This window comes from Thiomicrorhabdus sp. Milos-T2 (assembly GCF_000702325.1).
GTDB lineage: Bacteria > Pseudomonadota > Gammaproteobacteria > Thiomicrospirales > Thiomicrospiraceae > Thiomicrorhabdus.
Genome location: NZ_KL370891.1, coordinates 1,739,024 through 1,753,968, shown reverse-complemented (window position 1 = coordinate 1,753,968; position 14,945 = coordinate 1,739,024). Strand labels below are relative to the sequence as shown.

Sequence of the window (14,945 nt, the reverse complement as noted above, 5' to 3'; positions counted from 1 at the left end):
TGTAATAAATGGTGCAAGGTTCTTAGTGTAGTTAACGGTAAAAAAACGCTGCTGTTTCTCGTCTCTACAGCCGAGTTCTTCGTTTGAGCGCAGCGAGTTCAGCGTTTTCAGTTCACAAGCTTAGAACTTGCCCATTTATGGAGTGGGGTTTGTTTTTTCTTGTCTCTGCAGCCAAGTTCTTCGTTTGGTTACTTTTTGCCAAACTGCAAAAAGTAACGGGAAGCCTGAGTGACAAAGTTTAAGACAAAGGCTAATATTTAAAAAGGCTTCTCAACCGCTGTACTGTCTGATTAAATCTAAGTTTTTACAGCTTAGATTTTAAGAAACTTCTTAATCTCTGTACTGTCTGAGTAAATCTAAGCTTTTACACCTTATCGGTTTTACCTATTCGGTTGTGGTTTGAGTTGCAGTAATAAAAATAAAATGGTTGCTACAACCACAATAGAAGGGCCTGTCGGCAGGTCAATATAGTAGGAGGTAAATAACCCTCCTATTATTGAGCAAACCCCAATAAAAATACTAAATCCTAGCATCTGCTCTGGAGAGGTTGAAAGCTTACGTGCCGCCGCGGCGGGAATAATTAATAACGATGTGACTAATAACACGCCCACTATTTTCATAGAGAGTGCAATCATAAAGGCGAGAAGTAGTACAAATAAAAGTTGGACTCGTTTTACATTAATACCTTCAACCTGCGCAAGCTCAGGATTCAGTGTTACATTGAGTAACGCGCCCCAATATTTAAAATAAAACAGCAAAATTAAAATACTCGTCAATAAAATCAAGCTTAAATCAATTGAGTTAATGCTTAGAATATCGCCAAAAAGATAGCCCATTAAGTCAATCTGAATATTATCTTGAAGACTAATTAACACTAAACCAAATGCTAAACTACTATGCGCTAATATCCCTAAAAGAGTATCAGAAGAGAGTTGTTTATGCTGGCTTAACCAAAAGATAGCTGCGGCAACTAGCATAGAAATCAAAATAACGCTTAAAGTTAGGTCTATTTGTAGAAACAGGCCAATGCTTATCCCTAAAAGTGCCGAGTGAGCAAGTGTTGCTCCAAAGTAGGATTGGCGCTGCCAAACCATAAACACGCCTAAAGGAGCAGAGATAACCGCTAGGCCTATTCCACCTAATAGCGCCAATAGCATAAAATCAGAAAGCAATGACATAATTATTTGCCTCCTTTTGGTTTAGAGGTCGTGTTTATTTGATGTTCATGGTGTTTATTTTGAGCCGATAAGCCGTGAGAAGCTTCACCATGTGTCAGTTGGCAACTCTCATTATGATGATGTTCGTAAACGGCTAAGCTTTCAGAAAGGTCTCCAAACAAAGCTTGAAATTCAGAGTTTTTGCTAACCGTTTGAGGGTGTCCTGTACAACACATATGTCTATTTAAGCATAAGACTTCATCGGTGTGTTTCATAACAATGTGTAGGTCGTGGCTAACCATTAATATGCCGCATTCATGTTCATTTCTTATTTTATTAATGTAGTCATATATTTCCGTTTGTCCTTGCAAGTCAACGCCTTGAACGGGTTCGTCTAATACCAGTAGATCGGGTTCTCTAATTAAGGCTCTGGCTAATAGAATGCGTTGCATTTCTCCACCTGAAACTTTTTGTATGGGCTGCTTTAACAGGTTAACAATATCGAGTTCTTGAGTGGTTTTTTCAATGATTGTGTTACCATATGCAGCCTTAAAACTGCCAAGTTTAAACTTGGAAAAAAGGGTTTGATGTTTGTTTGGTAAGCCTAATTGCAAAAAACGTTCTACCGTCATGGGTAGGGTTGGATCAATATGAATTTTTTGAGGCATAAAACCTATTTTAAGGTTTTTTTGACGAGAAACGGTTCCTTGAGAGGGCGTCGTTAAACCCAGTAAAATTTTTAGTAAGGTTGATTTACCGGCTCCATTTGGTCCAATGAGAGTCACAATTTCTTTTGCAAAGATTTGAAGTGAAATATTTTGTAAAACTGTATTGGTTTCATATTTATGTGAAACGTTTTCAGCCTTGATAAGAGGCTGTCTAAAATTAGAAAAATGCACGCGGGTTAACGCCTTTAAATTACTGAGTAAATAATCTGATAGCTTTGCAAGAGGCGTTTATACGAATAAAAGAGGCTAAAAAAGACCTTCTTTCATTGAAAAACTAGCAATTAGTAAGTTTTTCAATGAAATCAGACAGCTTTTACCGCATTTTTCTTTCGCGCCATACTCGTGCAAAACTATCAATCTGCTGGAAGGCAAGGAATAAAATTATGTTGAATATTTTATCGAGTTTAATCTATAAAGTACGAAAAGAATTTACTGAGATGATACTAGATGTCTTTACAGGGTTAAAAAAGCTTAGTCAGGCTATGAAAAAGCAAACTGCAAAACAAGCCGCGTCACTTCTTTTATTATTAACGCTACCATTTGTAAGCGTATCCGTTTATGCCATAAATATTACGGTCTCTATTCCACCCTTGGCAGGAATTATAGCGCCCTTATTAGATGAAAATGATCATCTCTCTGTTATTTTAAAACCGGGTGCTAGTCCACATGGTTATCAGCTTAAACCCTCTGATTTAAGGCGTCTGCAAACGAGTGATTTAATTGTTTGGGTGGGTTCGCCGGTAGATAGCTGGATGCAGAAAACGGTGACCAATTTAGAGAAAACTAATGTGGATTTAGCAAAAATTGCTGGCATTGAAACTTATCCCGTTAGAAGTGGAGGTTTATGGGAAGTTCATCATCACCATCATGAGGCTTCAGAAGAGGCTGAACATGATCAACATGAACATGAAGAACACGAACAGGAACATGCACAGCAACATAATCATCACGCAATTGAAGAAAATGCGACAAGTATGGATGGGCATTTATGGATGTCCTACAAAAACAGTTTATTATTAGTTAAGGCAGTTTCACAGCAACTTCAGCAGTTAAAACCGAATCAAACAGAACAGATTAAACACGCTTCCCAGGCCTGGTTAAATAAACTACAGCAGACTCACAATACTATTAAACAGCAATTAAAATTGGTAAAAAATGAACCTTACCTGGTGTTGCATGATGCTTACCAATATTTTGAAAAAGAGTATGGTCTAAAAGGCGTTGGTTCTATTCAGCTTAACCCGTCAATTTTTCCGAGTTTAAAGCGGGTTGCTGATATACGCGCTAGAATTAAAAAGGGCGCAGTTAAATGTGTTTTTAAAGAGCCACAGTTTCCAGAAAAGCGGGTTTTGGCAGTGACACGAGGGTTGACGATTAACGTAGGTAGTTTAGATCCTATGGGAATAGTCAGTACTGAATTTCAGCAAAAGAACCACCAAAATTTTATGAATTATGACCAGTTCATGATTCAACTCAGTCGTGAGTTTAGTGATTGCTTAACCCAAAATAATGAATAGTCTTAATACTCAAAATATTGTTTTGCTAGGTTTACCTGGTTCGGGTAAATCACGAGTTGCAAGTAATTTGCATAAGCAGTTTGATTGTATAAATTTAAATCAAACCATGGCGAATATAGATCTTAGCAAAGCACAATACAGTGAAAAAACTACCAGGCCTGGTTGTTTTGAGTGGAACGATTTTTTAAATTTACCTCAAAAGCAATGTAATCAAACCTTTTGGTTGCTGATAGACGTGCGTAATCCTCTTCCAAAGAATAATTCTGAATGGCTTGAAGAAAGTTTAAAGAAAATGTTAATGGTTGCAGATGGTATTGTGTTTACCTTTACGGAATCAGCATCTTTAGATGACCAGGCCTGGTGGAATCAATGGCTGACAAATCATGCTGAACTCGATGTTAAAAAACCGGTTGTTCGATTTTTAAATCAAAGTTTGCCAGTAAGTTTTAAGGGTTTTGTTGCCGCTTCATCTAAAGCAAAAGATTCACAAAATGAATCGCAGTCGACTCAATCACTAGAGTTAGAAACCTTTTGTTTTCAAGTTGAACGTATTGTTTTGGAACATTTATTAATGGGCTTAGATTCTTCTCGTCAAAATTTAGGTATGCAAATTACGCGGGTTAAAGCGGTGGTAAAAACCCTAGAGTATGCCAATTTAGTCGAAATTGAAGGGACACCATACCGCTGGGATACCTTCGCCGCCGATGAGAGTATTCTGAGTGGTGATATTGGAAAGATTGAAATTAGTGGTATCAAACTTGACCAGGCCTGGTTAAAGCAACTTGTTGATGCCTCAAAGAGCTAAACATACCTAAACATGGCTAAGCATATTAAGATTCTTTAATGAAAACTCATAGACATTTTATTAATAACCTACTAAAATAGTCAGAAATTAAAATTGAGTGTTAAAAACCATGGCTAATCCAGCAATAATAACCGAACTACAACCTCAAGGCATACAAGAAAGTGGGCAATATCAAGAGATTGATGACTTACTTTCTAAGAATCAGCATTATAAAGAGGGCTTTGTCACGACAACCTCTGTTGAGACCTTTGACAAAGGTATTAATGAAGAAGTTGTACGTGCTATTTCTGCTAAAAAGAACGAGCCAGAGTGGATGTTAGACTTTAGATTAAAAGCGTTTGCACACTGGAAAACGCTAAAAGAACCGCATTGGGCTAAAGCAGAATATACGCCATTAGATTATCAAGACTATAGTTATTATTCAGCTCCAGAATGTGGCTCTTGCGCTGGTCAGTGCAGTACTGAAGGCGGTACGGAAGACAGTATTGAAAATGAAATTGATCCAGAAGTGGCAAAGGCATTTGCAGAGTTAGGTGTGCCTATTGCCGGGGATGATGCCAATGTTGCGGTAGATGCTATTTTTGATTCCATTTCTGTCTCAACCACAAAACGTGAAGATTTAGCTGAACTGGGGATTATCTTTTGTTCATTCTCTGAAGCTGTTCAAGATTATCCGGAAATGGTTCAAAAATATATTGGTACGGTGGTTCCGTATCATGATAACTATTTTGCGGCACTTAACTCGGCCGTGGCTTCAGACGGGACGTTTGTTTATATTCCAGAAGGTGTTCATTGCCCAATTGATTTATCTACCTATTTCCGTATTAACGAAGCTAAAACGGGTCAGTTTGAAAGAACGATTTTGATTGCGGATAAAGGCAGTTATGTCAGTTATTTAGAAGGGTGTTCGGCTCCGGTTCGAGATACTTATCAGTTGCATGCCGCGGTAGTTGAGGTGATTGTGCATGAAGATGCAGAAGTAAAATATTCAACGGTACAAAACTGGTATCCAGGTGATGACGACTGCACGGGCGGGATTTTAAACTTTGTGACTAAGCGTGGGCTCTGTGAGGGTAAAAACTCAAAACTATCTTGGACACAGGCAGAAACGGGTTCTGCAATCACTTGGAAGTACCCAAGTTGTATTTTAAAGGGTGATAATGCGATAGGGGAGTTCTACTCGGTTGCTTTAACGAATCGCAGACAGCAAGCGGATACCGGAACCAAAATGATTCATATTGGTAAAAACACTCGTAGTACGATTATATCAAAAGGATTATCTGCCGGAAAAAGTGACAATACTTACCGTGGTCAAGTCAAAATTTTACCGAGTGCGGAAGGGGCAAGAAACTTTACACAGTGTGATTCTATGCTAATTGGTGACCAGTGTGGAGCCCATACTTTCCCTTACATTGAAGTAGAAAACCCAACGGCACAAATTGAACATGAAGCGACGACCTCTCGCATTGGTGAAGACCAGCTGTTTTATTGTAAACAGCGCGGGATTAGCGAACAAGATGCAATTTCTATGATTGTAAATGGCTTTTGTAAAGAGGTTTTTAGTGAATTGCCTCTAGAGTTTGCGCAAGAAGCGGAAGAGTTATTAGCGATTAGTTTAGAAGGTTCTGTGGGTTAGGCTTTAGAGTAAAAGGCTAACAAATCATAGATAATCCTAGAATATATCAAACCCAGATTAAATTAAATAAAAGTATAAAACCATGTTATTAAAAGTAGAAAACCTACAAGCTGAAATTGATGAAAAGCAAATTCTTAAAGGGCTTAACATAGAGGTTAAACCGGGTGAAGTACACGCCATTATGGGGCCAAACGGGGCGGGTAAAAGTACCTTAGCAAATGTATTGTCTGGCCGTGATGATTATGAAGTCACCGAAGGTCATGTCACATTTGATGGCGAAGATTTGTTAGAGCTAGACGCAGAAGATCGTGCGCGCAAAGGACTATTTTTAGCGTTTCAATATCCGGTTGAGATTCCTGGCGTAAGTAACAAGTTATTTATGCAAACGGCTTTAAATGCGGTGCGTGAAGAGCGTGGTTTGCCTGCTTTAGATATGTTTGATTTTGATGAATTTGCAAAAGCTAAAATTGAACTGTTAGATATGCGTGCAGATTTACTGGAACGTTCGGTTAATGTAGGTTTCTCAGGTGGTGAGAAAAAGCGTAATGATATTTTTCAGATGGCATTGTTAGAGCCTAAGCTTTGTATTCTTGATGAAACCGATTCAGGTTTAGATATTGATGCATTACGAGTGGTCGCTAATGGGGTGAATGCACTGCGTTCAGCTGAGCGTAGCTTTATTGTGGTAACGCACTATCAACGTTTATTAGATTATATTAAACCTGACCACGTTCATGTTTTATATAACGGTCAAATTGTTAAATCAGGTGGTTTTGAATTGGTTCATGAACTTGAAGAGAATGGCTATGATGAGATCATTCAGCAATTCGAAAATAAGAACCAATAAGACTAAATCGGAATTCTAATGCAAAGAAAAATCTCTCCCGTAGCCCAAAAAGCGGTAGCACATTATATTGCTGAGTCTGAAAGGTTGAATCAAGCTTGTGACAACGAATCATTAAAGCAAATCCGAGAACAGGCTCAAGCGCTGTTAAAGCAGCAAGGTTTCCCTACTCAACGTGATGAAAATTGGCAGTACACGCGTTTAACAAATTTTGTTCAAAAGCATTTTGAAGTTAAGCCCGCTAGCAAAATTACCAGCGAGCAACTGCACAAATTTATGCCAGATTTTGCAGTGACTAAAGTTGTGTTTGTGGACGGTTGGTTTAATGAAAGTTTGTCTGATGACTTAGCCGCCTTACCCAAAGGGGTGAGTTTTGAATCGTTACAAGATACTTTTGATATTGCTGGTGATACGAGTGCTTTATTTTCGAGTGAATCTGAAATAACAAAAGAACCGTTTGGAGTTTTAAATAGTTTACTTTTAGCGGATGGTTTTTATTTACAATTGTCTGCCAACGCTCATTTAGAGTTGCCTTTGTTTGTGTTAAATATTCAAACTGAAGGTCAACATATGAGTAATCTTCGTAACCGTATTGAGTTGGCTGATAATGCTGAATTAACCTTAATTGAGCGCTACGTCACGTTAGAAACCTCTACACAAGATAATGACTCAATGGCTTGCACGAATGTTGTTACAGAAGTAAATCTAGCCAAACATACACGCTTTAAACAGGTTGTTATGCAAGAGCAGGACGATAACGCTTTTTATTTTAATAACCAGTATATTTATCAAGATGATAGTAGTTCATGTATGAGCTTTTATGGTTCTATGGGAAGTCAGCTTTCTCGTCATCAAAATCATATTTTTATGAATGGTGAACATATTGAAAGCCAACAAAATAGTGCGTGTTTAGCAAAAGATAAACAAACCGTTGACTCTAGAACCGATACCCAACATAACGATGTTTGGGGGAACAGCCAGCAGTTACATAAATATGTATTAACAGATCATGCGGTTGGGGTGTTTAACGGAATGATTCGTGTTGACCAAAAAGCACAAAAGACCGATGGGCAAATGGATAACAAAAATTTATTGTTATCCGATACCGCTAAGATGGATACCAAGCCTCAATTGGAAATTTATGCAGATGATGTTAAATGTTCACACGGTTCTGCTTCTGGGCAGATAGATAAGAATCAAATTTTCTATTTACAAGCTCGCGGAATTCGTAGAGCAGATGCGATTAAAATGATTACCCATGCGTTTCTACTAGAACCTGTCGAGGTCATTAATAATGCTGCTATCCGTCAGTGGGTAACGGCTCGATTATCTGCTGGTTTAGCGAGTGTTCAAAAAAAAGTAAGAGAGTGAGACCTTTGCAAGAGTCGAAGAATGATTAAAAAAGGCGATAATTCTCTATCTTTAGTCTAAAAAACATCCAGTAGCTAGAGGTTTTAGAGTCGCTAGCTATGATGTGTTTTTTAGACTCAATTTAAAGAATTCTTTCACTATTTTCTTAAATTCTCGATTCTCTCAAAGATCAGATTAACTTTTTGGTTATAGGCTTTACGGATTAAATATGTCAGAAAATAGTATTGATTTTGCTCAAATTCGAGCACAATTCCCCATTTTAAATGTCTGTGAAAATGGTCACCCTCTTGTTTATTTAGACAATGGCGCCACATCTCAAAAACCGCAAAGCGTTATTGATGCGTTAGAAAAGTACTATCGTGAAGAAAATGCCAATGTCCACCGTGGTGTATACGGTTTAAGTGAACGAGCAACTGAAAAGTATGAAGGTGCGCGTGAAAAAGTCCGTTGTTTTTTAAATGCAAAAAGTACTAAAGAAATTGTTTTTGTTCGCGGTACAACCGAAGCGATTAACCTAGTTGCTCATAGTTGGGTAGCGGAAAACCTTAAAGAAGGCGATGAGGTGATTGTGACCGAGATGGAACATCACTCTAATATTGTCCCTTGGCAGCTGTTAAGAGATAAATTAGGTATTCGTTTAAATGTTTTGCGTATGAATCAAAAAGGTGAAGTCTGTTTAAATGCCTTGAAAAGTATGGTTTCTGAAAAAACCAAAATGATTTCAGTGACTCATATGTCAAATGCATTGGGTACGATTAATCCGGTTAAAGAAATGGTTGAAATTGCGCATTCAGTTGGCGCTAAAATTATGATTGATGGTGCGCAAGCTACGCCGCATATGCCTGTTGATGTACAAGATTTAGATTGTGATTTTTATGCCTTATCAGGACACAAAATGTATGGCCCTACGGGTATTGGCGTGCTATACGCTAAAGAGTCGCTTTTAGAGATAATGCCTCCTTATCAAGGTGGCGGTGATATGATTTATTCAGTAAGTTTTGATAAAACTGAATACAATGTTTTACCCTACAAATTTGAAGCGGGTACCCCTCATATTTCTGGTGCAATTGGTTTGGCTGCTGCTATCGATTTTTTAAATGATGTCGGTCTTAATCATATTGCACAGCATGAAGCCCAACTTCTCAAATACGCTACCGAACAGCTATCAAAAATTGATGGTTTGCGTATTATTGGTGAAGCCGATGTAAAAGGAGGGGTTGTCTCTTTTATTATTGAGGGCGTTCATCCGCATGACATGGCTACTTTAATGGATCAAGATGGTATTGCGGTTAGAGCCAGTCATCACTGCGCTATGCCGGTTATGCAACATTTTGATGTTCCAGCAACGATTAGAGCTTCATTTGGTGTTTATAATAATTTAGATGATATAGACCGCTTAGTGGCTTCAATTAATGAAGCAAAAGAGATGCTTTTGTAATGTCTTGTTTACGTGCAAAGGTCTCTATTATTTAAACGCTAAGAGTCGATATTCAATTCAAGCTACCAGGCCTGGTAGCTTAATAAATGTTTTTTTATTTCCTTTAAATTCTGTTTTTTATTTAGTTTTTTGTGGCATATTAGTTCCATGACTGAAGAAACTAAATCACCACTACAATGGATTCGCTTAGAGCTCATTCCTTTGCCTCATTGTGAATCTGACTATAAAAATATGCTGCTATGGTGGAATCCTACAGAGTCACTTCTTCAAGGTGAAAATGTTGAGCTTATTAAGCAAAAGCTTGATGAAGCTATGGAGAAAGGTTCTATTATGTTGGTTTCTCAAGGTTCCATTGAAATAACGAATCCATATCAAAAGCCAAGTGAACTGGCTGCCATATTAGGTCAATATTTTTGGGTAATCCCAGAACCTGTTGAAGCGCCTAATCTGGAAGATAACGCATTAGCAGACAATGACGATTCTAAAATGATTTTGCAGTAGATTTTGAGTCTAAACTTTAAATAAAGCTAGAAGTGACCAGGCCTGGTAACTTTTATTTTGTTTAGATTTAGGGTTAAAGTGGTATGTAAAATTTCTATTTATTTTTCTAGTTATATTTTTAGTTAGATTGTGATTCATTGTATGATATGCGGATTATTAAAATTCAATGAGACCTTTATACGAGTCTAGGATGTAAGAAAAAAGTGCAAGAATTCTTTAGACTGAAGTTAGAGAATTACCGCCTTTTTTATGCATTCATCGACGCTTGCAAAGGTCTCTCAATATATAGAAAGTTAGTAGAATGAAAGAGCAAGTTAAACAGATTCATTTTGTAGGAATCGGTGGGGTTGGAATGGCTGGTATTGCTGAGGTTTGTTTAAACCTTGGTTACGTAGTTTCAGGTTCAGACTTAAAACATAATCCCACTGTGGCACGTTTAGAATCTTTAGGTGCTTTGATTCAACTTGGCCACGACGCTGACCATGTTAAAAATACCGATGTAGTTGTTGTGTCTACCGCAATTGGACCAGGAAATCCGGAAGTAGATTGGGCAAGAGGTGCTCGAGTTCCGGTGATTCCACGAGCAGAAATGCTGGCTGAGTTAATGCGTATGCGTTTTGGTATTGCCATAGCAGGGACACACGGAAAAACCACAACAACCAGTTTAGCCGCGGCGGTTTTAACACAAGGTGGCATTGATCCCACATTTGTTATTGGTGGTAAGTTAAACCAAGTGGGTTCCAATGCTCGTCTTGGTTCTAGTAAATATTTGGTGGCGGAAGCGGATGAGTCCGATGCTTCTTTTTTACACCTATCTCCGATGATGTCTGTGGTCACTAATATTGATGAAGATCACATGGAAACCTACCAGGGTGATTATCAAATATTAGAAAATACCTTTATTGAATTTATTCATCGTTTACCTTTTTACGGTATCGCTATTATGTGTATTGATGATGAAAATATTCAGAAAATTCTGCCTAAATTATCTCGTAAAATTTTGACCTATGGCTTTTCTGAAATAGCAGATGTTAGAGCGATTAATGTTCAAGCAAAAGGCTTGCAGATGGAATTTCAGGTTTTGATTGGTCGAGAAGTGAGTTTTGATGTTACCTTGAACTTGCCAGGTAAACATAATGTACTGAATGCATTAGCGGCGATTGCTATCGGATTAAAATTAGATGTTTCAATTGACGCGATACAACAAGGGTTAGCCGAGTTTGGTGGAGTTGGTCGTCGTTTTGAGGTTTATCCACAGCGCACAATTGCCTCTCATAATGTCACCTTAGTCGATGACTATGGCCATCATCCTACTGAATTAGAAGCCACAATAGCCACCGCAAAAGCAGCTTTTCCAGAACGGCGTTTGGTGTTGGTTTTTCAACCACACCGTTATACTCGTACACGTGATTTATTTGATGATTTTGTACAAGCTTTGCTTGGCCCAGACTTAGTGATTTTGTTAGATGTTTATGCGGCTGGCGAGGCACATTTACCAATGTTTGACTCTAAAGCTTTACTACAAGCACTCAGGATTCGCGGTGGAAATGGCTTTTATGCCGATAGTTTAGAGCAATTGAATACGCTTGCGGGTGATGTCCTGCAAGACAACGACGTATTGTTGGTTATGGGAGCAGGGGATGTCGGTCAAGTTTCTAAAGCTTGGCAAGAGCAAGGAGCGTTGGTTTAATGGATTTTGGTAAGGTTGCGGTTTTAATGGGCGGCAAGGCTGCAGAAAGAGAAGTCTCTTTAAGAAGTGGTCAAGCGGTGACTCAGGCTTTTATTGATCAAGGAATTAATGCGGTTTCTGAAGATGTCACTTCTCTTGATGATTTGCAACGTATTGCCAAAGAGTATGATCGCGCCTTTATTGCCTTGCATGGTCGTTGGGGAGAAGATGGGGTTGTCCAGGCCATTTTAGATGACTTAGATTTACCTTATACAGGAAGTGGTATGGCGGCTTCTGCCGTAGCTATGGATAAACTCAGAGCTAAATGGATGTGGATGGGGGCGGGTTTGCCAACACCAGGATTTATTTGGGTCTCGGAATTAATGCCGCTTGATATCGCTGAATTTGATTTACCTTTTCCAGTCATTGTTAAACCTTGCCATGAAGGTTCAAGTATTGGAATGCGAAAAGTTTATGATAAACCAGGCCTGGTAGAAGCGGTTGAATATGCTCAGCAGTTCGATAGTGAGATTTTAGTTGAACAGTGGGTGACGGGACGTGAATATACTTGTGCGGTATTAAACCAAAAGACTTTGCCATTAATTGAACTCAAGACAACCCATGATTTTTATGATTTTGATGCAAAATATAAATCTAATGATACTCAATACATCTGTCCGTGTGATTTAGACTCTGAAACAGAACAAGATTTACAAGAGCTGGTTTTAAATGCTTTTAACGTGCTTGGGGCCAAGGGCTGGGGGAGAGTTGACCTAATGTTAGACGAAGATAACCAGGCCTGGTTAATTGAATTGAATTCTGTTCCGGGTATGACTGACCATAGTTTAGTTCCAATGGCGGCAAAAGCCAAAGGGATTAGTTTTGAGCAGCTGGTTTTAGAAATTTTAAAAACGTCTCTTTAAGAGTTTTGTATTCCACCAGGGCAAAGCACTTAATATGCGAATTCAAGAGATATTATGCGCATGATTTTACAAAAAAATGCTGAATTTTGCTGATGTATAAAAGAGGGTGTCTGCTTGTTTAATCTTAAACGCGGTATTCAATTAGGAGTGTTAATTCTAGCGATTGCTTTATTGGCGTTGTTAGTTTGGTCTTCAACTCAAAAAAACTCGCCATTGTATCAGCCTATCGAAGCCTATGATTTAATCACGCCTGTAAACCAAGTTACCCCAACAGAAATTTATAAAACGGTAAAACCCTATTTAGGTAAGTCATTTTGGGATATTCCTCTTAATCGCATTCAAGCAGATTTAACAAGTTTGGATTGGGTAGATTCTGCCGAGGTTAAAAGAGAGTGGCCTAACTTGCTTTATCTCTCGATTAAAGAACAGGTTCCCGTTGCTCGTTGGGGTGAAGCGGGATTAATTAACCGTTCGGGGAATGTATTTTTTCCATTATCAATTAGCGGGTTTGAAAACTTAGTCCGTTTAGATGGCAGATTATCTAAATCTAAAGTTGTTCTAAAGAATTTAATTGATATTCAAAATCAATTAAACCCGCTTAAGTTAGTGGTTTCCCAACTGAAACTTAGTGATGACAATGTTTGGTCAGTCAAAATCTTAGATGGACCGACAATCGTTGTTGATGAATTGGCATACCAACAAAAGTTACACCGTTTTATTCAGGCTTATCCTAAGCTAGAAGTTGAGACGAGAAAGTCAGCACGAGTTTATGATTTACGCTATAGTAACGGGTTTATAATAGCTAAAAAAAATTCTTAATAGTGTGAAAAGAGAAAAGGTAAAGCACAAGATGGCGCGTAAACAGCACACCTCAAATACCGTAGTAGGTCTTGATATTGGAACTTCTAAAATCGCTGCGATTATCGGAAAAATTAAAGCCGATGGTGAAATTGAAGTGGTAGGGATGGGGACTCACCCCTCTAGAGGACTAAAAAAAGGTGTCGTGGTCAATATCGATTCTACCGTAGAGTCCATTCAACGAGCTATTGATGAAGCAGAAAGAATGTCGGGTTTTGAAGCTCAATCGGTGTTTGTCGGGATTGCGGGGAGTCACATTAAAAGCTTTAACTCAAATGGTATGGTGGCTATTCGCAATCAAGATGTTCAGCCTGATGATATTGAACGAGTGATGGAAGCGGCTCAAACCATTGCTATTCCAGGCGACCAACGTGTTTTACATATACTTTCACAAGAATACATTATTGATAATCAAGGCGGCATTCGTGAGCCAATTGGTATGTCTGGTGTTCGTTTAGAAGCTAAAGTGCACATGGTGACGGGTTCGGTTAGTGCAGCACAAAATATTACAAAATGTGTCGAACGTTGCAACTTAGGTGTTGCTGATATTATCTTGGAACAATTAGCCTCTAGTGACTCTGTTCTTTCAGAAGATGAAAAAGAGTTAGGGGTTTGTTTAGTTGATATTGGTGGTGGAACCACGGATATTGCGGTATTTCACAATGGCGCAATTCGTCATACTGCTGTGATTTCAGTGGCAGGAGACCAAGTGACTAATGACATTGCTGTTGCTTTAAGAACGCCAACTCAAGCGGCAGAGGAAATCAAACGTAAGTATGCTTGTGCCTTACCACAGCTTATCGATAAAGATGAAGAGATTGAAGTGGCCAGTGTGGGAGATCGTCCTGCACGTTGCCTTTCTCGCCGAACGCTAGTTGAAGTGATTGAGCCTCGTTATGAAGAGCTTTTTCAATTGATTCAAGCAGAGTTACGCAGCGCAGGTTTTGAAGATGTCTTGGCTGCAGGAATTGTATTGACTGGTGGAAGTTCATTAGTAGAAGGTGCGGTTGAATTGGCTGAAGAAGTCTTTCATATGCCGGTTCGTTTAGGTTATCCGCAAGGAGTAAAAGGGTTAACAGATGAAGTGAATAGCCCTTCCTACGCAACCACTGTTGGTTTATTAATGCATGCTCGTGACCATATGGGTGGAGCCATCCCTGATGCACCAGAGCGTTCAAGTTTTTCTGATGCAGGATCTGTTTTTGAACGTATGAAAACCTGGTTTAGTAAAAGCTTTTAAGAGACCTTTGACCTTTGCACCCAAGGGCGTAAACACGAGACTGGAATGTAAGAAAAAAGGCAAAAATTTTTTAAGCTTAAGATAGGGAATTAAGGCCTGTTTAACCATTCATCGACTCTTGCAAAGGTCTTTTTAAGTGAAAAAAATTAAACTTAATCTGACAAAACATCAGTTAATGATTAACCTAGCTTGATAAAAATTCACTATTAGATTTGAGTTATTTTTTTAATTTTGTGAAGCTCAATATTGTAGCTTGGG

Annotated in this window: 13 protein-coding genes; 11 read left to right on the top strand and 2 right to left on the bottom strand. The window is 38.6% G+C overall.

Translation table 11 applies throughout. The features are described 5' to 3' along the window. Positions 1-380 precede the first annotated feature (380 nt). Both BS34_RS0108020 and BS34_RS0108015 read right to left on the bottom strand, forming a co-directional pair. The gene (locus tag BS34_RS0108020; RefSeq protein ID WP_029408011.1) at positions 381-1,178 is read right to left on the bottom strand and encodes an iron chelate uptake ABC transporter family permease subunit; all 798 of its coding nucleotides are present in this window, start codon (positions 1,176-1,178) and stop codon (positions 381-383) included. Between the two features lie 2 nt (positions 1,179-1,180). After that, the gene (locus BS34_RS0108015) at positions 1,181-2,056 is read right to left on the bottom strand and encodes an ATP-binding cassette domain-containing protein (RefSeq protein ID WP_051640749.1); all 876 of its coding nucleotides are present in this window, start codon (positions 2,054-2,056) and stop codon (positions 1,181-1,183) included. Between the two features lie 212 nt (positions 2,057-2,268). On the opposite strand from BS34_RS0108015, the gene BS34_RS0108010 reads away from it, so the two are divergent. The 11 genes from BS34_RS0108010 to ftsA all read left to right on the top strand — a co-directional run bounded on the left by BS34_RS0108010 (position 2,269) and on the right by ftsA (position 14,687). Continuing rightward, the gene (locus BS34_RS0108010; protein WP_029408009.1) at positions 2,269-3,402 is read left to right on the top strand and encodes a zinc ABC transporter substrate-binding protein; all 1,134 of its coding nucleotides are present in this window, start codon (positions 2,269-2,271) and stop codon (positions 3,400-3,402) included. Next, positions 3,395-4,207: an ATP-binding protein gene (locus tag BS34_RS0108005; protein WP_029408008.1), complete on the top strand. Its 813-nt coding sequence runs from the start codon at positions 3,395-3,397 to the stop codon at positions 4,205-4,207. Before BS34_RS0108010 ends, BS34_RS0108005 begins: the two co-directional genes overlap by 8 nt. Before the next feature lie 109 nt (positions 4,208-4,316). Next, on the top strand, positions 4,317-5,843 hold the full coding sequence (sufB, locus tag BS34_RS0108000; RefSeq protein WP_084151595.1) for a Fe-S cluster assembly protein SufB: 1,527 nt from the start codon (positions 4,317-4,319) through the stop codon (positions 5,841-5,843). Between the two features lie 82 nt (positions 5,844-5,925). Then, positions 5,926-6,690 (top strand): Fe-S cluster assembly ATPase SufC, encoded by a 765-nt coding sequence (gene sufC, locus BS34_RS0107995; RefSeq protein WP_029408006.1) that lies wholly within the window; start codon positions 5,926-5,928, stop codon positions 6,688-6,690. Between the two features lie 18 nt (positions 6,691-6,708). Further along, entirely contained in the window at positions 6,709-8,058 is a 1,350-nt protein-coding gene (sufD, locus tag BS34_RS0107990) for a Fe-S cluster assembly protein SufD (protein WP_051640748.1), read from the top strand. Positions 8,059-8,266: 208 nt separating this feature from the next. After that, a complete protein-coding gene (locus BS34_RS0107985) occupies positions 8,267-9,496 on the top strand; it encodes an aminotransferase class V-fold PLP-dependent enzyme (RefSeq protein ID WP_029408004.1) in 1,230 nt (409 codons plus the stop codon). Positions 9,497-9,643: 147 nt separating this feature from the next. After that, positions 9,644-9,997: a hypothetical protein gene (locus BS34_RS0107980; RefSeq protein WP_029408003.1), complete on the top strand. Its 354-nt coding sequence runs from the start codon at positions 9,644-9,646 to the stop codon at positions 9,995-9,997. A 301-nt stretch (positions 9,998-10,298) separates the two neighbouring features. Further along, the gene (gene murC / locus BS34_RS0107975) at positions 10,299-11,687 is read left to right on the top strand and encodes a UDP-N-acetylmuramate--L-alanine ligase (protein ID WP_029408002.1); all 1,389 of its coding nucleotides are present in this window, start codon (positions 10,299-10,301) and stop codon (positions 11,685-11,687) included. Further along, positions 11,687-12,589, top strand: coding sequence for a D-alanine--D-alanine ligase (locus BS34_RS0107970; RefSeq protein ID WP_029408001.1), 903 nt, complete (start codon positions 11,687-11,689; stop codon positions 12,587-12,589). Before murC ends, BS34_RS0107970 begins: the two co-directional genes overlap by 1 nt. Before the next feature lie 114 nt (positions 12,590-12,703). Next, positions 12,704-13,408 (top strand): cell division protein FtsQ/DivIB, encoded by a 705-nt coding sequence (locus BS34_RS0107965; protein ID WP_029408000.1) that lies wholly within the window; start codon positions 12,704-12,706, stop codon positions 13,406-13,408. Between the two features lie 31 nt (positions 13,409-13,439). Further along, positions 13,440-14,687, top strand: a complete 1,248-nt coding sequence (ftsA, locus tag BS34_RS0107960) for a cell division protein FtsA (protein ID WP_029407999.1) — start codon at positions 13,440-13,442, stop codon at positions 14,685-14,687. Positions 14,688-14,945: the final 258 nt, after the last annotated feature.

Excerpts from the sequence above, each read along its gene's own strand:
- BS34_RS0108020 (WP_029408011.1), bottom strand. The coding sequence starts at position 1,178 with ATGTCATTGCTTTCTGATTTTATGCTATTGGCGCTATTAGGTGGAATA.
- BS34_RS0108010 (WP_029408009.1), top strand. The coding sequence starts at position 2,269 with ATGTTGAATATTTTATCGAGTTTAATCTATAAAGTACGAAAAGAATTT.
- BS34_RS0108005 (WP_029408008.1), top strand. The coding sequence starts at position 3,395 with ATGAATAGTCTTAATACTCAAAATATTGTTTTGCTAGGTTTACCTGGT.
- sufB (WP_084151595.1), top strand. The coding sequence starts at position 4,317 with ATGGCTAATCCAGCAATAATAACCGAACTACAACCTCAAGGCATACAA.
- sufC (WP_029408006.1), top strand. The coding sequence starts at position 5,926 with ATGTTATTAAAAGTAGAAAACCTACAAGCTGAAATTGATGAAAAGCAA.
- sufD (WP_051640748.1), top strand. The coding sequence starts at position 6,709 with ATGCAAAGAAAAATCTCTCCCGTAGCCCAAAAAGCGGTAGCACATTAT.
- BS34_RS0107985 (WP_029408004.1), top strand. The coding sequence starts at position 8,267 with ATGTCAGAAAATAGTATTGATTTTGCTCAAATTCGAGCACAATTCCCC.
- BS34_RS0107980 (WP_029408003.1), top strand. The coding sequence starts at position 9,644 with ATGACTGAAGAAACTAAATCACCACTACAATGGATTCGCTTAGAGCTC.
- murC (WP_029408002.1), top strand. The coding sequence starts at position 10,299 with ATGAAAGAGCAAGTTAAACAGATTCATTTTGTAGGAATCGGTGGGGTT.
- BS34_RS0107970 (WP_029408001.1), top strand. The coding sequence starts at position 11,687 with ATGGATTTTGGTAAGGTTGCGGTTTTAATGGGCGGCAAGGCTGCAGAA.
- ftsA (WP_029407999.1), top strand. The coding sequence starts at position 13,440 with ATGGCGCGTAAACAGCACACCTCAAATACCGTAGTAGGTCTTGATATT.